The organism is Alcanivorax sp. HI0083, from assembly GCF_001635175.1.
Window position 1 is genome coordinate 1 of sequence record NZ_LWFX01001567.1, and the last position, 891, is coordinate 891.

2 protein-coding genes are annotated in these 891 nt (G+C 64.2%); both read left to right on the plus strand.

Annotation, left to right across the window (positions count from 1 at the left end):
* Window positions 1-262, plus strand: a 262-nt coding sequence (locus tag A3754_RS23405) for an RDD family protein (RefSeq protein WP_197468815.1), incomplete at its 5' end; no start/stop codon positions are given.
* 30 nt (window positions 263-292) lie between these two features.
* A partial coding sequence (locus tag A3754_RS23410) for an AAA family ATPase (RefSeq protein ID WP_156497179.1) occupies window positions 293-891 on the plus strand: 599 nt, incomplete at its 3' end.

The window sequence follows — 891 nt, forward strand, 5'->3', positions numbered from 1 at the left end:
GGGCTGGCTGCTGTTCAACCGCCAGCAAACCATTGGCAAGACGATTCTCAATATGCGCATCGTCGGCATGGAGCAGGACAACGTGCCCGCAGGCAAGCTCTACGGCCTGCGCTACCTTGTTTTTCACGTGCTCGCCCAGCTGCCCGGCGTCAATCTGATCATGATTGTCGACCCGCTGCTGATTTTCCGGTCTGACCGCCGCTGCCTGCACGACCACCTTGCCGGCACCCGGGTCATCCAGACCCAGAGCACCACCGCTTAACCCCGATTTCGCCTGTTCCGGAGGAGCACCATGCTGACACACCTGAGCGTTCGTCATTTTGCCACCGTTGACCAGCTGGAGCTGGAGCCCGAAAACGGGCTCACCGTCATCAGCGGCGAAACCGGGGCAGGCAAATCCGTCATCATCGACGCCCTTGGGCTCACCCTCGGGGATCGCGCCGATTCATCCATCGTGCGCCACGGGCACGACCGCGCCGAGGTGCTGGCCACCTTTGATGTGAGCAACAACCTGGCCGCCCGCCAATGGCTGGCCGAACGGGAACTGGATGATGAAGAGCAGTGCCTGCTGCGCCGCACCGTGCGCGCCGACGGCCGCTCCCGGGCCTATGTGAACGGCACCCCCACGCCGCTGGCGGAAGTCCGCGAGCTGGGCGAACGCCTGATCAGCATCCACAGCCAGCACGAACATCAGGCGCTGCTGAAAAAAGACGCCCACCGCCAGCTACTGGACAACTTTGCCGACGCCCGCGACCTGGCCAACAGCGTGCGCGAGCACTGGCGCCACTGGCAGAAGGCCCGCCGCGCCCACGACGAGGCCCTAAACCAGGCCCGCGAACAGAACGAGAAAGAAGAGCTGCTGCGTTTCCAGCTGGAAGAGCTGGACGCCCT